This is a genomic window from Methylobacterium sp. Leaf466 (assembly GCF_001425565.1).
Lineage (GTDB): Bacteria > Pseudomonadota > Alphaproteobacteria > Rhizobiales > Beijerinckiaceae > Methylobacterium.
This window is the reverse complement of the sequence record NZ_LMRC01000010.1, coordinates 16,054-36,143: the sequence shown is the minus strand read 5'-3', so window position 1 is coordinate 36,143 and position 20,090 is coordinate 16,054. Positions and strand designations below refer to the sequence as shown.

At 70.1% G+C, this 20,090-nt stretch carries 14 protein-coding genes; 1 reads left to right on the top strand and 13 read right to left on the bottom strand.

Going from position 1 to position 20,090, the window contains the following annotated elements; translation table 11 throughout:
• Positions 1-116: 116 nt before the first annotated feature.
• From ASG59_RS06065 to phnG, 13 genes are all read right to left on the bottom strand, one after another.
• The gene (locus tag ASG59_RS06065) at positions 117-752 is read right to left on the bottom strand and encodes a hypothetical protein (RefSeq protein ID WP_056407509.1); all 636 of its coding nucleotides are present in this window, start codon (positions 750-752) and stop codon (positions 117-119) included.
• Entirely contained in the window at positions 752-985 is a 234-nt protein-coding gene (locus ASG59_RS06060) for a hypothetical protein (RefSeq protein WP_056407507.1), read from the bottom strand. Before ASG59_RS06060 ends, ASG59_RS06065 begins: the two co-directional genes overlap by 1 nt.
• 595 nt (positions 986-1,580) lie before the next feature.
• Positions 1,581-2,057 carry a hypothetical protein gene (locus ASG59_RS06055; protein WP_156399128.1) on the bottom strand — a complete coding sequence of 159 codons (477 nt, stop codon included), beginning with the start codon at positions 2,055-2,057 and terminating at the stop codon, positions 1,581-1,583.
• A complete protein-coding gene (locus tag ASG59_RS06050) occupies positions 2,054-3,274 on the bottom strand; it encodes an integrase arm-type DNA-binding domain-containing protein (RefSeq protein ID WP_156399127.1) in 1,221 nt (406 codons plus the stop codon). The genes ASG59_RS06055 and ASG59_RS06050 overlap by 4 nt, the downstream gene beginning before the upstream one ends.
• A 631-nt stretch (positions 3,275-3,905) precedes the next feature.
• Positions 3,906-12,233, bottom strand: coding sequence for an ExeM/NucH family extracellular endonuclease (locus tag ASG59_RS06045; RefSeq protein ID WP_244475643.1), 8,328 nt, complete (start codon positions 12,231-12,233; stop codon positions 3,906-3,908).
• 581 nt (positions 12,234-12,814) lie between these two features.
• Positions 12,815-13,384: a phosphonate metabolism protein/1,5-bisphosphokinase (PRPP-forming) PhnN gene (gene phnN / locus ASG59_RS06040; RefSeq protein ID WP_056407501.1), complete on the bottom strand. Its 570-nt coding sequence runs from the start codon at positions 13,382-13,384 to the stop codon at positions 12,815-12,817.
• Positions 13,384-14,526, bottom strand: coding sequence for an alpha-D-ribose 1-methylphosphonate 5-triphosphate diphosphatase (locus ASG59_RS06035; protein ID WP_055880313.1), 1,143 nt, complete (start codon positions 14,524-14,526; stop codon positions 13,384-13,386). Before ASG59_RS06035 ends, phnN begins: the two co-directional genes overlap by 1 nt.
• A gap of 17 nt (positions 14,527-14,543) precedes the next feature.
• Complete coding sequence (phnL, locus tag ASG59_RS06030; RefSeq protein WP_056407499.1) at positions 14,544-15,263, bottom strand: phosphonate C-P lyase system protein PhnL; 720 nt, start codon at positions 15,261-15,263, stop codon at positions 14,544-14,546.
• An 11-nt stretch (positions 15,264-15,274) separates the two neighbouring features.
• Positions 15,275-16,048 carry a phosphonate C-P lyase system protein PhnK gene (gene phnK / locus ASG59_RS06025; protein WP_055880306.1) on the bottom strand — a complete coding sequence of 258 codons (774 nt, stop codon included), beginning with the start codon at positions 16,046-16,048 and terminating at the stop codon, positions 15,275-15,277.
• Positions 16,045-16,920: an alpha-D-ribose 1-methylphosphonate 5-phosphate C-P-lyase PhnJ gene (locus ASG59_RS06020; RefSeq protein ID WP_056407497.1), complete on the bottom strand. Its 876-nt coding sequence runs from the start codon at positions 16,918-16,920 to the stop codon at positions 16,045-16,047. Before ASG59_RS06020 ends, phnK begins: the two co-directional genes overlap by 4 nt.
• Entirely contained in the window at positions 16,917-18,026 is a 1,110-nt protein-coding gene (locus ASG59_RS06015) for a carbon-phosphorus lyase complex subunit PhnI (protein WP_056281622.1), read from the bottom strand. Before ASG59_RS06015 ends, ASG59_RS06020 begins: the two co-directional genes overlap by 4 nt.
• Positions 18,027-18,028: 2 nt before the next feature.
• Positions 18,029-18,691 carry a phosphonate C-P lyase system protein PhnH gene (phnH, locus tag ASG59_RS06010; protein WP_082528644.1) on the bottom strand — a complete coding sequence of 221 codons (663 nt, stop codon included), beginning with the start codon at positions 18,689-18,691 and terminating at the stop codon, positions 18,029-18,031.
• Positions 18,691-19,134, bottom strand: coding sequence for a phosphonate C-P lyase system protein PhnG (gene phnG / locus ASG59_RS06005; protein WP_274533815.1), 444 nt, complete (start codon positions 19,132-19,134; stop codon positions 18,691-18,693). The genes phnH and phnG overlap by 1 nt, the downstream gene beginning before the upstream one ends.
• A gap of 110 nt (positions 19,135-19,244) precedes the next feature.
• On the opposite strand from phnG, the gene phnF reads away from it, so the two are divergent.
• Positions 19,245-19,991, top strand: coding sequence for a phosphonate metabolism transcriptional regulator PhnF (gene phnF, locus ASG59_RS06000; protein ID WP_056407494.1), 747 nt, complete (start codon positions 19,245-19,247; stop codon positions 19,989-19,991).
• The last annotated feature ends 99 nt before the right edge of the window (positions 19,992-20,090 follow it).

The window sequence follows — 20,090 nt, the reverse complement described above, 5'->3', positions numbered from 1 at the left end:
GGTTCCTGGCCGTATGTGCGTCTGAAGGGGGATGCGCATGAGCCCGGCTCCTGAAGGGTGCCAACACCCCGTCGGCGGCCCGGGCTCGCGTGTTTGTGGTCACGGGTGCCGACGGTTCAGCAGCGACCGGCGGGCACAGACGTCCCAAGCCAGTCGCCGGGCAGACGCGTCACTGACTTGAAGAACTGCCCACTCGTGATGCCGACTGGGCGCGTGTCGCCGATGATGGCGAGCACCGGAACGCCGTCGGTCACCTCGCGCAAGCGAGCAACTGTCTCCTCACCAAGGAAGTGGGCCGCCAGCCGGACGAGATCGTCGTGCCGTAACTCGGCACATGGTCTTCGGCTCGTGGTGTCTCGGTTCGTGATGTCTCGGCTGATTTGTCGAGCAAGGGCGTTCGCTTGTGCCGGTCGGAACACCGTGCATCCGATGTCGGCGCGCGCCGCCATAATCTCGCCGATCGGGACATGCGCCGTGGCGTAGCCGCGCTTCGGGTTGGCGTCGGCGAAGATGACGATCGCATCGCCCTCGACCACCATGTCTGCAATTGCGCCGTTCACTAGGACGTCGCTGAGAGGCATCGTCCTAGGATTCGTCAGGATGGCGTCGCAGCAGTGAGCGACGCTGTGCAGAGCCTTGCTAAAGCGCAGCATCTCACGCGCGTCGAGCTGCATCGCGAGCGAGTTGGCAACGAACCGCCCGGAGGTCGCGAAGAACTCGTGGGGAAGGACGCGTCTGATGGAAACTGACATTAGACCGCGCCCATCCATTCCCGGACATCGCGCACGCGGTAGCGGGGCCGGCCCTCCACGACGGTGATGCGAGGACCGCGGCCCTGTTTGGCCCATACTTTCAAAGTGATCAGCGCGAAGCTGCTCACGGCCGCAAGCTGCTGGCGCGTGATCAGGGCCTCGCCGGGCAGTTTCTCAATGTCGGGGACGACACGCGGGCTTGCGCCGGCGCATGCGGGTGCGCTTGCTGACATGCAGCTCTCCTGTGAGACGGACCGCCCAAGCGTCGTCCGTCGCCGATGCGATGAATATTTGGCCGCTTCAGGTTCGCCGGTTCACAGGTTCTCAAGGTAGCGCGACCGACCCGAAGGTATATCCGCTTAACACCATCGTCAAGACTATGCTGCCAGATATCTTGCTGTAATATTTGAGCCAACAAGACATGACATACAAGTGACATACAAACCACTGGAAAGCCAAGTGTCTACCGCAGTTTAGAAGCCATTTCGCACTGTGTTATAAGTGCTCGATCCACTTACGGACGTCCCTGACGCGATACCGCGGCCGGCCTTCAACATATCGCAAGCTAGGCCCGCGGCCTTCCCGAGCCCATTTCTTGAGAGTCTGAACGGAGTAACGCGACACGGCCGCTACGTCGGCGCGGGTCAGCAAGACTATGTCAGGCAGAACGGAAAGATCAGGGACCGCGCGCTTCTCGACATCCGGGCGGCTCAATCGTTCGTGGGTAGGGTTTGCGCGAACGTTCATCGGTACGATCCTTCCTGGCCAGATCGGCCTTCGGTAACGGACCGTGACTCGCCAGAACCCTCGCTATCCAGTGACGAAACCTCAATCGGGTTTTGTCACTTCGACGATCTTGATGAGAGCTTTCATCTCGGCAGGAACCGTCATCCGCTTCTTCGTGTGTTGATAGGTTCGCTTCAGGCTTTCCACCGTCATGGTGCGGCCAGGGAGCCGCGCAAGCGCCTCGATGAACACGCGGTCGCCCTTCAGGCCCTCGGCCCGGATTCGCTCAATCGTGAAATATTCATGCAGGCGCTCTGAAACCTTCGACGGTCGGCCGCTTCGCGGTGGCAGGTCCGGGGGGATGCGCAAAAGCCCCCGCACCGTCCGGGCCAGGGGTGTATCGGCGCGCACGGCATCGAGCACTACGGTCGGGTCCTCACCGTGCCGAGCAGCGGTGCGCTCAAGGAACGACAAGCCCATCCTGTAAGCCGCTTCCTTTCTTTCGGTGCCGCACAGTCGCCGCGGCCATCGTGGATCATCGAGCGCCGCGCGAGCCTCGGCTTCGTTGAGCGGCTTCACGCCGCGACCCTCAGGGTCGGACCGCTGTCAGCCAACGCTTCGACATGGTTCGCCCAGGCCGTGAAAGCCGCACGGATTTTCGGAATGGCGTCATCCCGATTGTAAAGCGCCTCGAGATCCTCTCGGGCGTGGCCGATGGCGAGCTCCGCGGTGTCCGCGTCGATCCCGAGTTTCGACAAGCCGGTCCTGAAGGTGCGGCGAAGGTCGTGCAGATTGAAATTTACGCCCGAAGACGCCCGCAAGGCCTTCACGAGCTTCGACCAGCCGTTCATCTCGTTGCCCGTCTTCGGTGACGGGAACAGGAGTTCTGACCGCGCATCACGCACGCACGTGTCCATGATGGCACGGAGCTGGGGTGCGATCGGCGCCTTGTGCCCTCGGCCTTGCTTCGTGAATATCGCGGGAAGGTCGAGGACGTCGATTCTCTCGTCGACCATCGCCCAGGTCACGCCCGCACCTTCGCCGCGCCGGCATCCGGTCAGGATCAAGAAACGGATCAGTCGGCCAATTGTCGTCGCTGGATCGGCTGCATGCCAGATGCGCACGAGTTCGGCATCGGACAGGGCCCGGCCCTTCACCACCTTTTCGACCCTGTCGGCCCGAGTGGCGCGTTCCTTCCGGTGCCCCGCCAATGGATTGGTGGTGAGAACCTTTGCCCCTGTCACGCACCACGTAAGGAAGGCGCGGCAGAGCGTGCGGAAGCTGTCCGCGGCGCCGTTGAGGCCTACTGCTCTGATGCCTTCTATGACTTTCGCGTATTCGGCGCCGGTGACCGTGGTGATGTCTCGGGAGAGCAGCGCAGCCAATCTACCGCGCAGCGTGCTCATCACCATCTTGCGATTAACGTAGCGCCGTCGCTCTAGGTCGGCCTCGTACCGGTCGAGGAGTTCGCTGAGCCGGCACCGATCCCTCATCCTGAGCTGCGCGCGCTCCTCCAGCGGATCGACGCCCTGCGCGATGCGGCCGAGCTGGATCTGTGCAAGCTTGCGCGCTGCGGCCACTTTGTCGACCGCTCCGAGAGTGGCGAGCTTCATCTTTTTGGTGTTGGCTTGGCGCCCAGCACCGTTGGGCCGGTAGGCGAGAAACCAAGCCTTGCTGGATGGCCGAATGCGGAGCCCTAAGCCAGGCACCTCGCTATCCCAGAGGGTGTGATCGTCTGATCCGTCCGGGAGAGCAGCCTGCGAGACCAGGCTGTCGGTGAGCTTGATGCGGCACATAGAGGTCTCCGTGGGCAGCACATGGGCAGCACGAACAGTGCAACCCTGTGCATTCGCGAGTATCCCACGATAACCCAGAAAAGCGAGCGACAACAGACGGTTAGGCGTCCCGCAGTATACCTCTATGAACCCCCATAAACGGGGTGCGACACTATTGGTAATGAGGAGGTCGACAGTTCAATCCTGTCCAGCAGCACCACTCTATCGAGAACTCGGTATCGATCGGGGTGATCTGCACCCGCCGCCTGCTTGCTCGGGTGCATCGGTCGTGTAGCCGGGATCGTCCTGTGGGCAGAGTGTAGGACGGCGGCGATCTCGTTTCGCCGGAATGGCTCCGCGCCGGCCGTCAGGACCCCCATCGAAAAGCCGCGACTCCTCCGATCGGCGAAAGCGGATGCTCGATCGCGGGCGACGCTCCAGTAGCCACGCGGTCGCCGTCACCTTCGTCTTCGGGATCGCATCGCTTGGTCCGGTAGCATCACTTGTCCCGGCACTCGGCCCGCCAGGGCTCGCCCGGAAACGGAAACGGAAACGGAAACGGCAACGGCCGGTCGCACGCCGGACCGGCCGTCTTCGCTGCGACGATGCCGGGCCATGGGAGGCGTCGGCATCGTCCGGATGTCCGGTGGGATCAGCCGATGGTGCCGCCCCCGAAGGAGCCGTCGGCGAAGGCGAGGCGGCCCTCGGCGATCCCGTACTGGAGGTAGTGCTGCATCGGGTTGATCTGCGCGGCGGCCACGTCGCCGTAGGCGGCGAGATAGGCGCTGCTGTCGAAGTCGACCGAGGGGTCGCGGCCCTCGCGCCATCCGAACTGCCCGTAATGGGCGAGGGGGTCGAGGCCGGCCGCGGCCACGTCGGTGTAGGCCGCCAGGTAGCCGTCGGTGTCGAACACCGCGTTGGGGTCGCGGCCCTCGGCGATGCCGTAGGTCTGGTAGTGGTTCCGGGCGAAGGCGAACACGTCGGGCGCGCCGAGGGCGGCGTCGGCGACGTCGCCGTTGGCGAGGAGGTAGTACTCGGCGTCGAAGCCCGCCCGGGCGAGATCGGCCGTGCGTCCCACCGCCTCGTAGACCGTCCGGCCCTCACCCTGGCCGTACTGGAGGTAATGCGCCAGCGGGTTGAGGCCGGCCGCGGCCACGTCCGAATTGGCGGCCAGGTAGCGCTGGGTGTCGAAGCTCGCGCCCGGATCGCGCCCCTCCTTGAAGCCGTAGGTCTGGTAATGGGCGAGCGGGTCGAGGCCCGCCGCCGCCACGTCGCGGTTGGCCGCGAGGTAGCCGTCGGTGGAGAAGAAGGCGTTGGGATCGCGGCCTTCCTCGAAGCCGTATTGCGCGTAGTGGGCATCGGCATCGAGCCCGGCGGCGAAGACGTCGGGGTTGGCGGCGAGGTAGAAGAGGTCGTCCACCAGGGGCGCCCCGTCGCCGGTGACGATGGTGCCATCCGAGAACTGGAACCGCTCGAAGCCGCTGATGGTGTCGATGCCTTCGGGCCCCGTGATGACCTGGACGCCGCCGACCTGGCTGACAGTGACCTCGGAGAAGCGGCTGTTCAGCACGAGGGTGTCGTTGCCGGTGAAGCCGCTGGGGGATGACCCGCCCGACAGGATGTCGTCGCCGGCGCCGTTGACGACGATATCGTCGCCCTCCCCACCGCTGAGCCTGTCGGCGAAGGCGGTGCCCTCGAGGATGTCGTTGCCGGTGCCGCCCTGGTCGGAGATCCCGCGCTGCAGGACGGTGTCGGCCCGGGCCGAGAGGTTCTGGATGCGGGTGTCGGCCGAGGGGCCGGTATCGGCAATCGCGAACGGGGTCTCCTGGTGGAACGCCTTCAGGTACTCGGCCAGGGCGTCCTGCTCCGATCCTTGAGCCGCGAAGGTCTCGGTGTCGGGCAGGGACGCGGGCGTGGCCTCGCGCAGGTTCACCCGGTTCGCACCGAAGGCGGGGAAGGGGTAGTTGTCGCCGCCCAGCCCCGGTGCCGTGGCGGAGCCGGTGGCCAGGAAGTCGAGGGTGACGACCCGGATCTCGCGGTCGGCGTCGCCCACCACCTGGCCGTTCTCGACGAGGGTGTCGAGGATGTAGCCGTCCTCGTCGATGATCGCGGCCGAGAGGATCCGCTGGCCCTCGCGGGTGACGGTGCCGTTCACGTCCAGGGTCTGCGACTGCCGGGTGGCGTCGAAGGCGAAGCTGACGCCGCCGATCTGCGTGAAGGCTCCGGGCGTCGCGCCCGGCGCCACCCCCGCCACGCCGTGCTCGAGGATCTTCTCGAGCTCACCGGCGGTCACCGTCACCAGCGAGAGGTTGTTGTTGAAGCGCAGGGAGTTGGTGACGTCGAGCTGCGAGATGTCGCCGGCCTGCTTGCCGGCCGCCGGGTTGGCGGCGGGGGGAAGCTCGGCGGTGCCGCCGGCGGTGGCGGCGAAGGAGCCGATCGAGTCGCGGATGCCGCCGCCGTTCTTGATCGAGACGGTGACGGTCTCGTCGTACTGCTTGGCGTACCAGATGTTGGCGTCGGACGAGAGGTTGCCGAGGTTGGTCTCCTCGGTCCGGACCTCGCCGCGGCGGCCTTCGAGGTAGACCGAGGAGCGGCCGAGGATGTTGCCGTCCTGCTGGCGGATGACGTCGGCCACCCCGAGGGTCTCCTGGACGCCGTCGTTGTTCGCGTCGAGGCCCTCGATCACCTCGCGCACCAGGTAACCCTTGCTGCCGGGGGTGAAGGCGGCCTCGGTCGAGCCGTAGAGTTCGGTCACCGTGGTGTCGTCGACCACCACCGCGCCGCTGGTCTGCGTGCTGATCGAGTCGCGGATGACGTTGCCGGCCTCGTCGAAGGTCACCGTGAGGCGCCCGACGTAGGAGTATTCGCCGTCGGTGTTGACGAGGGCGAGGGGCTGGCCCGAGGCGTTGGTGAAGAACTGCGGGTAGGCCCCGCCGGAGACGTCGCCGGGGGCCAGGCGGTCGTCGGCATCGGAGAGCCGGGTGTTCGAGCCGCCGCCGATCAGCACGTCGACGTTGCGCAGGAGCGGGGCCAGCGCCTGCTCGTTCGAGAACTGCTGCAGGTGGGTGCCGACGATGACCTTGTCGATGTCGGGGTTGGCGGCCAGCACCCGGTCGACCTCGGCGTTGATATGCTCGGCCAGGAGCGGGATGTTGTCGGCCCCGTTGAACCCGTCCACCGTGACGTTGCCCAGCGAGGAGATCAGCGGGTTGATCTGGGTCGTGGCGCCGACGAAGGCGATGCGCTCGCCGTTCTCGGTGAGGATCGTCGACTTGGCGATGCGGTCGGCGCCCGTGCCGGTGTTGGTCGAGGTCGGGCCGTTGGCGGCGAAGCCCGCGTCGAGGATCTGGGGGGTGAAGAGGCCCGAGAGCGCGGCCTCGCGCGAAAAGTTCAGGTTGGTGGAGAGGTAGGGGAACAGGGCGCCGACCCAGGTGTCGTCGGCGGCGCCGGGCGCCGTGCCGAGGTTGGAGCCGATGATGTTGGCGACCTCGGTGGGGCCTGAGTCGAACTCGTGGTTGCCGAACACCGCCGCCTGGACGCCGATGATGTTCTGGATGGTGATGTCGGCGCGGCCCACCGAGGCGGACAGGCGGCCGTAGGCCTCCGCTCCCGAGAGCCCGAAGAGCTGGTTGTAGACGCCGTTGTAGGTGGCCGCGAGCTGCGGGTCGCCGCCGGCGATGAAGAACGGGCTGGGGATCCAGCCGTCGCCGGTGGAGAGGGTGATCGAGTTCGCGGACTGGTCCTCGAGGCGGTCGACGATGGCGGCGAAATTGGCGGCGCGGCCGATGGCGCCGATCCCGGCTTCCCAGTCGGAGGCATGCAGGATCTGGAGCGTGTAGGTCATCGGGGCGGCGTCCTGTGTGCTGAAGTCGAGCTGATCCTGGGCGAGGCCGGAGAAGGCGTTGCCGGCGGCATCGAGGAGCGTCCCGGGCGGGACGATGACGTCGTAGGAAGCGCCCGCGGCGAGGTCCGCGGCCGGGTCGATCGTCACGGTGGTGCCGGCGATGGTGACCTGGGAGGCGTCGTCGATGGCGATGGTGCGGACGTCGCCGGCCCCGTCGGTCAGCGTGATGCTGCCGCTGCCGGCCCGCACCGCCTCGTTGAAGGTGAGGACGATGGCGGCGCCCACCGCCACCGCGCCGGCCCCGTCGGCGGGGCTGGCCGACACCAGGGTCGGGCCGGTCCGGTCGAGGGCGAGCCCGACGATGATCGGATCGTGGTCCGATTCACGGGCGACCACGTCGGCATCGAAGATGTCGGGGTCGCGGCCGAAATCGAGGTTGTAGTCGAGGGCGTCGGCCTCGTCGGCGTTGATGTGCCACTCGGTGACGCCGGTGACCTGGCCGTCGAGGCTGCCGTTGGCGAAGGCGTGGTCGAGGGCTCCGTAGGCCGCGTCGAAGACGTAGGAATACGGGTTGGCGAGGCGGTCCTCGGCGAGGTTGGTGAAGCCGCCCGCCTTGAGGACGTCGAGGGCGTCCTCCTTGATGTAGGCGTTGAAGTCGCCGAGCAGCAGCGTGTCGTCGTCGGTGGTGCCGGTGGGGTTGAGGGCGATCCACCGGGAGAGGGCGGTGGCGGCGAGTTCGCGCTGCTGCTGCCAGCTGCCCTGGCCGTCGCCCTGGTCGGCATCGGCGCCGGTGCCGGTGCCGCCCTTCGACTTGAAGTGGTTGATGACCGCCGTGAAGTCCTCGCCGCTCGCGGTCTCCTCGAAGGTCACCGCGAGCGCCGCGCGGCTGGTGTTGGCGCCGTTGAAGATCGCGCCGATGGAGCTCTGCTGCAACAGGGACGGGTCGAAGGCCGCCACGTCCGCGTCGTCGAGCGTCTCGATGGTGGTGTTCATCGCCACCGAGACCTTGCTCGGCTTGTAGATGAAGCCGACCGCGATCGCGTCGCCGCCGAGGAACTGGCCCTCTGCGAGCCGGTCGCCGGGGTCGATGGAGGCGTAGGTGCCCGCGCCGGCCTTCAGGTTGAGCTGGCCGACGAGGTATTCCAGCGCGTTGCCGGGGTTGGCCGGCTGGAACTGGTTCTCGAGCTCGGTCAGCCCGAGCACGTCGGCGCCGGTGGCGATGAGCGTATTGACGAGCTTCTCGGTCTGGCGGTCGAACTCGGCGGCGCTGTTGGCGCCGCGGGGCTCGAGGCCGATGGCGGTGTCGGCGCCGTTGGCGTTCAGGGTGCGGAAGTAGTTGAGGACGTTGAGGCTGCCGACCTTGAGGCTGCCGCCCACGTCGTCGGGTGCGGCGGTGCGGGGGTTGGCCTCCACGAAGGTGGTGTCGCCGTCGTCGATGGCCCGTACCCGATAGGCGTTGGCCGGGCCGTCGCCGAGCACGCCGGTGAGGCCGGTGACGGTGTCGCCCATCCGCGGCGCGGTGGCGGTGGCGTAGCCGGCAAAGCCGTCGAGGTTGTCGATCGGCTGGTTCTGGGTGTTGAGGCCGTCGTCGTAGACGATCGAGCGGGCTGCGCTGGCCGCCAGATAGGCCGCGTAGCCGGCCGCATCCGGCTCGAACGCGTTGGTGTAGGTCTCGATCCGGCCGCCGGCGGCGAGGCGTACCTCGTTGAAGCGGTCGAGGTTGAACTGCTCGGTGATGGTGAGGGTCTGGGGCAGGGTGACGAGCATGCCCTCGTAGGCTTCGAGGTCGGGCTGCTGCGTCGTGCCGGTGCCGATGGTGCCCGCGGCCGGCAGGGTCACGGTGGCGGCCGAGGCCTTCACCTCGGCGGCCGAGAGCGCGCCGGCCTGGACGACCGCGATGCCGGCGGCCGAGGCGACGGTGATCTGGGTCTCGCCGTTGAACTCGGTGACGGTGCCGGTGATGCGGACCCGGTCGCCCTCGGCGACGTCGGCGAGGGCGCCGCCGGTGCCCTCGTAGACGAACACGCCCTCGGAACTCAGGGCATCGCCGTCCCGGTCCGACGCCTCCTCCTGCAGGAAGAACCCGCCGAGGCTGCGCTTGGCGTCGGCGTCGCCGTTCTGGAAGTCGCCGACCACGACCGCCTCGATGGTCACGGTCCGACCCACAAGCGCACTCGCCGCGCCGGTGCCCTGGACCGTGGAGATCAGGGTGACGTCGTCGTTGAGGACGGTGCCCGTGGCGGTGCCGGCGGTGGCGCTCACCGCCGCGGTGACGCCGGGTTGGGTGGTGGTGGCCGTCGTCAGGGTCAGCGCCAGGGTCTCGGCGGCCTCGGGCGTCACGTCGCCCTGCACCGTCACGGTCACGACCGCCGAGGCCGCGCCGGCCGGGATGGTGCCGGCGATCGCCAGCGGCAGGCCCGGATTGCCGGAGAGGTCGTCGCCGGAGACGGGCGCGGTCCCGGTGCCGGTGAGTTCGGCGGTGAAGGCGAGGTCGCCCAGGGTGCCGTTGCTGCGCTGGACGGTGAAGGTGAGGGTGGTGGTGCCCGCGTCGCCCTCCGCGGCGGCGACCGCGAGGGACTCGGCGGCGAAGCCGATCTCCTGGGTGTAGCCCCGGGTGAGGGCGGCATAGACCGTGGCGCCGCCGCCGCCGACCTCGTTGGCCGAGACGACGATGGGGGTGCCGGTGGGGTTGTCGGCCGCCGCGATGAAGGTGAGCACCTCGGGACCGCGATCGGCCGGCCCGTCGACGGGCGGGACGTAGGAGACGTAGCTGGCGGTCTCCGGTTCGGTGACGTCGTAGACGAGGATGCCGCTCTGACGCTCGAGCCCGACGAAGGCGTAGGTGCGCCCGTCCACCGTCCCGATGGTGACGCCCTCAGGCTCCGGACCCTTGTTGTCCGAGCGGTTGTCGAACTCGAACACCCCGTCGCCGTTCGGCTCCTGGTCGATGTTGAACTGCGCCGCCGCGTCGCGGGCGAAGATCGTCTCGAACTCGCCGCCGGTCTCGCGCACCTTGGTGATCGTCCCGTCCGCGTTCTGGCGGAAGATCGAGATGCCGCGGCCGCCCAGGGTGTTGAGCTGGTCGATGACGCCGTCGCCGTCGGTGTCGCCGGTCTGGCGCAGTACGTTGAGGCGGGCGTAGGCCGGGTCGGCCTTGAGCGCCCGCAGCTCGGGCGTGAGCTGGCTGTCGGGGATGGCGCTGAGGCGCGACACGTCGGCGGTGTTGTCCTCGCCGCCGATGACGCGCTGGTCGCCCTCGTTGGCCGTGACGAAGTAGGTGGTGCCGCCCACCGCGTAGGAGGCGATCGCATCGGGCTGGAGCAGGCCGTAGATCGGCGTGGCCGTGGGGGTGGTGGCGACGGTGACGGCCGGATCGCCCCCGGGGCCGTCACGGTCGGAGGCGTCGAACGCGTTGCCGGGCAGCGAGCGGTCGACGCTGCCGAGGGGCTGGATCGCGATGGGCGCCGTGCCGGGGTTGGCGAGGTCGATCACGGCGACGCCGTTGACCTCCTGCAGGGTGACGTAGGCGAACCGGTTGTCGGGCGAGATCGTGATGTACTCCGGCTCGATGTCGGACGAGGCGGTGTTGCCGGGGCTGATCGCGAGCCCCTTGGCGCGCAGGGCGGCCTCGCTGCCGTCGAGGGCGCCAAAGCCCACGGTGGCGGTGACCGCCGCCGTCGCGGCGCCGGCCACGCCACCCGACACGTCGATGATCGACACGCTGCCGACCGGGTTGCTGGCAACCGTGAACTGCTCGCCCTCGTTGGAGACGAGGAGTTTTTGGCCGTCGCGCGTGAAGACGACCTGGTCGGGGCCGACGCCGACGACGAGGGAGCTGAGGAAGCTCCCGTCGGCGTCGAACAGGGCGACGCGGCCGGGCTGGTCGCCGGCGGCATTGGCATAGGCGATCGCCACGAGGCCGTCGAAGACCGCCACGGAGTTCACCGCGCCGTACTGGTCGAGGCCGGCGAGCAGGATCTCGCCGCTCTTTGCGAGGCTGCCGGTGGCCGAGATCGTCACGATCTCGATGCGGTTCTCGTTGGTGTTCTGCACGTAGAGGCTCGCGGTGGTGGCGTCGTAGGCCACGACCTCGGCGTTCGGGGCGTCCCCGGTGGCGGCGTCGTCGGTGGTGGCGTAGGCGCCCAGCCGCACGAGCTGGAGCGCGTTCGTGGCAACGGGCGCCGCGCCCTGGGTGCCGGTGAGCGAGGGCGCCGCGTCGTACACGGCGATGCCGCCGATGGTCGGCGGGGTCTCGTCGTTGAGGAGGGTGCCCACGGCCTCGCCGTCGGCCACCGTCGCGCCGACCACGTTCGTCACGCTCACCCCGAAGCTCTCGGCCGGCTCGAACACGGTGTCGCCGTTGACCGTCACGGCGAAGGTCGCCGAGGTCTGCCCGGCCGCGATGGTGAGGCCGGTGGCGGCGGCGACGTAGTCGCTGCCCGCGGTGGCGGTCGCTTCGCCGGTGGCGATGTCGAAGGCGACGCCGCCCGCCGGTGCCGGGGCGTCGAGGGACACGGTGAAGACCACCTGCGTCGTGCCGGCATCCCCTTCCGCGATGGCGACGTCGGCCACCGACAGGGCCGGGACCACCGCCGCACCCGCGCTCGTGACGCTGATGTCGTCGATGCCGATCCACTCGTCGTTGCCGAGGGCGTTGGTGGTGATGACGCGCACCTGCACCTGCGGCTGGTTCTCGACCGCGGCGGGCAGCACGGCGGTGACGACGCCGTCCGGCCCGAAGGTGTTCGGGCCCGCGCTGGCGTCGGCGCGGTAGGCGGCCGGCAGGTTGACCCAGGCGCCGGTGGTCCCGACCCGGTATTGCAGCGCCACCGCCTGCGCGGCGTTGTCGGCGCCGTCCTCGAGGTCGCGCAGGGTGTAGGAGACGGTGACGTCCCGCCGGCCGGTGGTGTCGAGGTGGATGACGAGGTTGGGCGCGTCGGCCGTCCCCGATCCGGCCAGGGCGACCGTGGGGTCGGACAGCGCGAATTCCGCGACGCCGCCGGTGGAGAAGCCGTTCGGATTGGTCTGGTTGGCGTTCACGTCCACCGTGACCGTGCCGTCCCCGGCGAGGGTCTGCGGGTCGGCGCCGGTCACCGTCGTGATGTCGTCGCCGCGATATCCGACGATGCTCGGCACGCCGGCCCACTCGTCGTTCGTCGTGATCAACCCTGCATTCGACCAATCCTGGATTAGGGAACCGTTTGCCAGAACGTGATAATCGGTTGTCATTGCGGCTCAGATCCGAAGATGGCCGGGGATCAGGACACGGCGGGCGCGCGGGCATCCAAGTCGGTCAGCCGGCTTCCTTTGAAGAACCATCGGTCTTCACCGGGCCTATAGCCAACCAACGATAGTCGTTTGAGCGCGAATGCCGTGTCTGAACGCAGGCGGCAGTGGGACGTGGCCATTCCGTAGCCGCGATTTACGACAGCGCCATGAATACGACGGCGCCATGAATACGACAGCGCCATGAAACGGTCCTGGCGGCGCTGCGCGTGATCGATCGGGACGAGCGTGTCCGACGACGGTCCGGTTGGCCGGGTCATGCCGCCGCCGCGGCTTCGATGGCCCCGGGCGCGACCCCATCCCGAAATGCCCCCACAGCGGCATCGCCACGGCACCTCGGGATGAGACGGTTCCCGCTTGGATCAAGCGGGAACCGTCTCACCGAGCCCGCGCGGCGCCCGAGGATGACCGACATCCGCGGTGCGAAGCCATCAGACGCAATTCGTGTGGGCACCCGGCCGCGCGCCGGCAACGCACGCGCGCAGATGTACCACGAGGCGGTCGGCCGCACCCTCTGCGTCGGCATCGTTGTGGATCGTGCATTCGGCCTCGATCGGGATCGCGCGGTCGAGGCGGGCGCGCAGGTCGCCGTCCTCGGGGCGGCCGCGGGTCGCAAGGCGTCTGGCGAGAACCTCCGGCGAGGCCGTGACCTGCACGACGCTGACACGGGGCAGGGTGCGGCGCGCCAGCGAAACGATGCGACGGGACACGTTGCAGACGATCCAATGCCCGTCGTCCGCCTGCCTCACGGTCTCGGCGGGGATGGCGTAGCCGAGGCCGTGGGCGCGCCAATGAAGCGCGAAGGCATGCGCTTGCACGCCCATGTCGAAGGCGACGTCGTCGAGTTCGAGGTTGGCCTCGTGGGCGGAGGGGGGCCGGGTGACGAGCCGGCGCGGGAAGACGAAGCGGGGATCCCCCGCGAGGCGGTCGCGCGCCAGCCGCAGCAGGGTATCCTTGCCGGCCCCGCTCGGGCCGACGACGAGGACGAAGCCGCCCGCCATCACACCACCCGCTCGCCCGCACGCCAGACCTGGCGCACCACCGGCACCCCTCGGGCGAGGCGCACGCGGACGAGGTCGGCACGCAATCCCGGTTCCAACCGGCCGCGATCGGTGAGCCCGGTGGCTGTCGCGGGATTGGCCGTCACGGTGGCGATGGCCTCCGGCAGGGTGATGCCAGGGACCCGCTCGGGCAACGCGAAGGCCGCCATCAGCAGGCTCGCCGGTACGTAATCCGAGGACAGGATGCGCAGGGTGCCGGCCTCCGCCAGGGTTTGGGCCGCGACGTTGCCGGAATGCGAGCCGCCCCGGATCAGGTTGGGGGCGCCCATCATCACGGTGATGCCGGCTGCGTGCGAGGCCTCGGCCGCCTCCAGGGTGGTGGGGAACTCGGCGAGCGCCACCGATTCCTCGCGCGAGAGCGCCACGTCGGCCAGGGTGGTGTCGTCGTGGCTGGCCAGCGGAATCCCGCGTTCGCGCGCCAGCGCGACGAGGGCGGGCCGGTTCACCGCGTTGAGGGCGCGGCCGTCGCGCATCTTGCGCTCGGTGTTGAGCTTGATCTCCTCCAGCGATCGACCGCCGCGCCCGGCATAGACGTAGTACTTGGCCACGTCCCGGAACTGGCGCTGGCCCGGCGTGTGGTCCATCAGCGACAGGAGCCCGATGCTGTAGCGCTCCGCGAACGCCCGCACGGTGTCCACCACGTCGGGGCTAGGGATCTCGCAGCGCAGGTGCGTGCGGTGCTCGGCCCGGAACAGGTCCGCCCCTTGCGCCTCCGCCAGGGCGGCGGCGAGGAGCTCCAGTTCGGTGCCCAGCCCGCTGCCGTCCGGGTCGGTGCCGGCGCGCAGGGAATCGAACACCGTGGTGATGCCCGAGGCCGCGATCTGCGCGTCGTAGGCCAGCACCGCCCCGAGGGGGTGCCAGCGCACGCCCGGACGCGGCGCGTAGTGGCTCTCCAGATGGTCGGTGTGGAGTTCGACGAGCCCCGGGACGATGGTGTCGCCGCCGCAGTCGAGGCCGCGCTCCGGGGCCGTGCCGGTGCCGATCTCGGCGATGCGCCCGTCGACCACGGCGAGCCAGCCGGTCTCGACCCGGTCGGGGCGCACCAGGCGCGCGTTCTCGAGGATCTCGACCCGGTCCGTCATGCGTGCGTGTTCCCGTTTCATGCGGCCATCGCCCCGCGAAAGGCCGCGACGTCGACGATGCGGGTCGCCACCGCCTCGCGGACATCGGCGTCGTGGAAGATCCCGAGGATGCCGGCACCCGCCGCGCGCTTCTCGGCGACGAGGTCGACCACCACGGCCCGGTTCCGGGCATCCAGCGAGGCGGTGGGCTCGTCGAGGAGCAGGATGGGCCGGTCGGCGATCAGCCCGCGGGCGATGTTGACCCGCTGCTGCTCGCCCCCCGAGAAGGTGGCGGGCGGCAGCGCCCACAGGCGCTCGGGCAGGTTGAGGCGCGCGAGCAGGTCGGCGGCGCGGGCACGGGCGACCTCCGGCGCCAGGCCCCCCTCGATGCCGGCGGCCTCCACCACGGCGCGGGCGCCGACGCGGGGGATCACGCGCAGGAACTGCGAGACGTAGGCCAGCGTGGTACGACGCAGCCTCAGGATCTCGCGGGGTGCCGCGGCGGCCAGGTCGACGGTGCGGTCGCCGTCGCGGACCCGGATGGCACCCGTGGCGCAGCGGTAGTTGCCGTAGGCCATCTTGAGGAGCGAGGATTTGCCGGCCCCCGAGGCGCCGCCGAGCACGACGCATTCGCCCGGATGGACCGCCAAGGTCGCCCCCGCGACGACGGGGAGCACCGTCCCGCCGCGCAGGTGCAGGGTGAAGCTCTTGGCGACGTCCTGGAAGGCGAGGAGCGGCGGGGTGAGAAGCGGCGTCATGTGGAGCGGCGTCATGCGGCCAGCACCGAGGAGACGAGGAGCTGGGTATAGGCGGCCTGCGGGTCGTCGAGGACCTGGTCGGTGAGGCCGGTCTCGATCACCCGGCCCGCCCGCATGACGAGGACGCGGTGCGAGAGCAGGCGCGCCACGGCGAGATCGTGGGTGACGATGATCACCGCCAGGCCGAGTTCGGCCACCAGCCCCCGGATCATGTCGAGGAGGCGGGCCTGGACCGAGACGTCGAGGCCCGAGGTCGGCTCGTCCATGAGCACGAGGCGGGGTGCGGTCACGAGGTTGCGGGCGATCTGCAGGCGCTGGCGCATGCCGCCGGAGAAGCGCGTCGGCGGGTCGTCGACCCGGTCGGGCGCGATCTCGACGCGGGCGAGCCAGTCGAGGGCGGTGGCGCGGATGCGGCCGTAATGGCGGTCTCCCACACCCATCAGGCGCTCGCCGACATTGCCCCCGGCCGAGACCGCCATGCGCAGGCCCTGCGTCGCGTCCTGGCGCACGAAGCCCCAGTCGGTGCGCATTAGGGCCCGGCGCTCGGCCTCGCTCAGGTCGGCGAGGTCGCGGGTGGCACCGTCGCGCATGCGGTAGGAGACGGCGCCGGCATCGGCCGCGACCTCGCCCGCGATCAGCGAGAGCAGGGTCGACTTGCCGGAGCCCGATTCGCCCACCACCGCCAGCACCTCGCCGGGATCGAGGGAAAAGCCGATGCCGTCGCAGGCGAGGCGCCGGCCGTAGCGCTTGGTCAGCCCCTCGACCGTGAGCAGGGGTTCGGTCATGACGCCTCTCCCGCGTGGCCGTCGGCGCGGCGGGTCTCGCAATGGTCGGTGTCCGAGCAGGCGAACATCCGGCCGCCGGCATCGTCGAGCACGACCTCGTCGAGGTAGACGGCGCGCGCCCCGCAGAGGGCGCAGGGGCGCTCGAAGCTCTGGACCCGGAAGGGATGGTCCTCGAAGTCGAGGCTGCGCACCCGCGTGTAGGGCGGGATCGCGTAGATGCGCTTCTCGCGGCCCGCGCCGAAGAGCTGGAGCGCGGGACAATCGTCCATCTTCGGGTTGTCGAACTTCGGAGTCGGCGAGGGATCCATCACGTAGCGGCCGGCCACCTCCACCGGGTAGGCGTAGGTGGTGGCGATGTGCCCGTGGCGGGCGATGTCCTCGTAGAGCTTGACGTGCATCAGGCCGTATTCGGCGAGCGCATGGAGCTGGCGCGTCTCGGTCTCGCGCGGCTCGAGGAAGCGCAGGGGTTCGGGGATCGGCACCTGGTAGACCAGCACCTGCCCCTCGGACAGCGGCGCCTCGGGGATGCGGTGGCGGGTCTGGATCACGCTCGCCTCCGCCGTGCGCGTCGTGGTGGCGATCCCCGCCGTTGCGGTGAAGAAGCGGCGGATCGAGACGGCGTTGGTGGTGTCGTCGGCGCCCTGGTCGATCACCTTGAGCACGTCCGACGCACCCAGGATCGCGGCCGTGACCTGTACGCCGCCGGTGCCCCAGCCGTAGGGCATCGGCATCTCGCGGGCGGCGAACGGCACCTGATAGCCGGGGATCGCGATGGCCTTCAGGATGGCACGGCGGATCATCCGCTTCGTGCCCTCGTCGAGATAGGCGAAGTTGTAGCCGCTGCCGGCGGAGACCGTGACGCGCGCGTTCATTCGGCGGCCTCCCGCTGGACGGGGTCCTCGAGCGCGCGCGCGCCGTGCTCGGCACGCAGGCGCCGGACGAGGTCGAGTTCGGCCTGGAAGTCGACGTAGTGCGGCAGCTTCATGTGCTCGACGAAGCCCGTCGCCTGCAGGCTGTCGCAATGGGCCAGCACGAATTCCTGGTCCTGGGCGGGCACCACCACGGCTTCGCCGAGTTCGGCGGCGCGCAGGGAACGGTCGACGAGCGCCATGGCCATGGCCTTGCGCTCGCCCTGGCCGAAGACGAGGCCGTAGCCCCGGGTGAATTGCGGCGGCACCGGGCCGTTCCCGTGGAACTGGTTGATCATCTGGCACTCGGTCATGTCCACCGAACCGAGGCCGACGGAAAAGCCGAGTTCCTCCGGCGTGACCTCGAGCTCCACCGCGCCGACCCGGATCTCGCCGACGAAGGGGTGGGTGCGGCCGTAGCCGCGCTGCGTCGAGTAGCCGAGCGCCAGGATGAAGCCCTCGTCGCCGCGTGCCAGCGCCTGGAGCCGCACCGCGCGGTCGGCCGGGTAGTCCACCGGCTCGCGGGTGAGGTCGCCGATCGGCGCGCCCAGATCCTCCGGCGAGGGTTCGAGCAGGCCGGCCCGGCCGAGGAGATCGGTGACGCGCGGGCAGGCGGCGGCGTCAGCGGCCGGCTCGGCCTCGGCGGCGGGCTCGGGAGCGGTCCCGTCGCCCAGGGAAAAGTCCACGAGGCGGTGGGTGTAGTCGAAGGTCGGGCCGAGTACCTGGCCGCCGGGCAGGTCCTTGAAGGTGGCGGAGATCCGGCGGCTCAGGGTCATCGCGCCGGTATCGACCGGCTCCGTCGCACCCAGGCGCGGCAGCGTGGTGCGGTAGGCGCGCACCAGGAACACCGCCTCGATCACGTCGCCGCGCGCTTGCTTCAGGGCGAGGGCCGCCAGATCGGGGTCGTAGAGGGAGCCCTCCGTCATCACCCGGTCGACGAGGAGGCGCATCTGCTCGCGGATCTGCGCCACGCTCATGTCGGGCACGGCGGGGTCGCCGCGCCGGGTCTCGGCCAGCAGCCGGTGGGCGTTGTCGATGGCGGCCTCGCCACCCTTCACGGCGACATACACGGTCAGGCCTCCGGGGCGAGCGGACGGGCGGAGCGGGGCAGCGCGGCCAGCCGTCCGGCCGCGACGAACAGGAGGTCGAGCCCTTGCGGGAAGCCGGCATGGTTGTGAGCCAGCCGCGAGGGCCAGTCCGCGGGCAGGGGGGCCGCGTCGAGCCGGGCCGTGCCCCGGATGCCCGGCCCTTCGAAGGCGAGGCCCGTCTCGTCCGACAGGGCCGCGACGGCGAGGACCAGGGTGGCGGAGGCGTCCGGATAGGCGGGGGAGCCTTGGGCGAACGCGGTGAAGGCCGGGCAGCGGCCGGGGTCGGCGATCAGCGCGAAGGCCGCCTGGGCCGGCTCCGCGACGATCGGCGCCCCGGTGTGGAAGCGCAGGAAGCCCGCGACCGCCGGATCGGTCCGCAAGGGAGCGTCGAGCCAGACCGGCGTGTCGGCATCGGCCAGCGCCAGCGCCAGGGCGGCGAGCTCGGGCGTGAGCGGGGCAGGGGGCATCAGGGTCGTGACGAGGGGGAGCAGGCGGCCGGGCCGGCTCAGGGCCTCCATCGCGGCGCGAAACACCGCCTGCCCCTCGTGGACGGGGTCGGCGAAGCCGTGGGCGAGGGGTTGGCCGTGGGCGAGAGGTTGGCCGTGGGCGAGGGGTTGCGCGAGAGTTTGGACGTGAGGCTGGGCCATCAATCCTCTCCCCGCGCCAGGGTGAAGAAGTTCACCCGCGTCGCCGCGACCTTGCGGGCGGCCAAAGCCGCCGCCTCGGCCCGGCGCTCGGCGATGGCCGCCAGGGCCGCCTCGAGGGCGGGCCTCGCCTCCGGGCGCTGCCAGTGCGCGTCGAGGATGGCGGCGAGGCGGGCCCGCGTCCGGTCGCGTCCGAGCTGGTAGGCGAACCCCGTCTCGCCGCCGGGCAGGCGCACCGCCGCCCGGGTCACCGTGGCCTCGCCGGCATTGAAGGGCCGGCCGTCGCCGCCGATGCGCCCGCGCACCATGACGAGGCCGGTCTCCGGCGCCCGCAGATCCTCCGCCTCCGGCGTGAGGCCGGCCTGCGCCAGGGCCTCGCGCAACTCGCCTTCCGTCGCGGTGCCCGCCCGCGCCATCGCGCGCCGGCGCATCGCGAGGTCTGGCATCCCGGGATCAGGTGGTGTTTGGCTGGCGCTCGGCATCGGGGCCTCTCTTCCAACATGTCTATATGTATAGACATGTGGATCGATAAGCACAACGGATTTTCGATCACGTCATGCAGGATGCGAGCGACACGGGCGTGACGGCCCTCCAGCGCGGGGGCGGCCTCGCCGCCTGGCGCCAGATCGCGGATGCGCTGGGCCATGCCATCCACAGCGGCGAATTCGCCGCCGGGGCGCAGCTTCCCGCCGAGTCGGCGCTGGCCGCGCGTTTCGGCGTGAACCGCCACACGGTGCGCCGGGCGCTCGGCGTGCTCGCCGAGGGCGGGCTGGTGCGGACGTCCCAGGGCAAGGGTACCTTCGTGGAGCAGGGGCCGCTCACCTACCCGATCGGCCCCCGGACCCGGTTCTCCGAGATCGTCTCGCGGGCTGGCCGCGAGGCCTGGGGCGACCTCGTCTCGGCCGCCGCCGTGCCGGCGGATGCGGAGTGGGCGGAGGCCCTCGGGATCGCCCCCGGCGCCCCCATCCTCGAACTCCTGACGCGCCACCTGGCCGACGGCGCCCCGATCTCGACGGCGCGGACCTGCCTGCCGCTGCCGCGCTTTTCCGGCTTCGACGCCGCCTACGCCGACTGCGGCTCGATCACCCGCGCCTATGCGCGGTTCGGCGTGGCCGACTACACCCGGCTCTCGACGCGGATCGGCGCGCGCCCCGCCACGGCGGCGGAGGCCGGGCGCCTCGACATCGCCCCCGGCCGCACCGTGATCGCGCTGACCAGCGTGAACGTGGACGGGGAGGGCCGGCGCATCCAGGCCACCCGCAGCCTGTTCGCCGCCGACCGGGTCGAGCTGGTGGTGGAGTAGGCGCGAACCTGCCCGGGTCCCTGGTCCGTCGCAGGTCTTCCCCGTCGCAGGTCTTCCCCGTCGCAGGTCCTCCGTCGCAGGTCTTCGGCGCAGAACCGG